Source organism: Pseudomonas sp. 1152_12 (assembly GCF_052850675.1).
This window is the reverse complement of record NZ_VXCW01000074.1, coordinates 1-223: the sequence shown is the minus strand read 5'-3', so window position 1 is coordinate 223 and position 223 is coordinate 1. Positions and strand designations below refer to the sequence as shown.

The 223-nt window shown below is 57.8% G+C and carries 1 protein-coding gene; it reads left to right on the top strand.

Annotated elements, in window-relative coordinates:
• Positions 1-223, top strand: a 223-nt coding sequence (locus FW764_RS28175; RefSeq protein ID WP_446436734.1) for an immunoglobulin-like domain-containing protein, incomplete at both ends; no start/stop codon positions are given.

Sequence of the window (223 nt, the reverse complement as noted above, 5' to 3'; positions counted from 1 at the left end):
CACCGTAACGCTGACGGCTCCGACTGAGGTTAGCGAAGGTGGCCAGATCACCTACACCGCGACCTTGAGCAACAAGGCTGGCACCGACGTCACCCTGAAATTGGACAATGGCTCGACCATTACCATCAAAGCGGGCGACACCGTCGGGACCGTTACTGTCCCAGCACCTAGCGATGACGTGTTCATCGATAAGAGCACTCAGACGGTCAAGATCACCGACGCC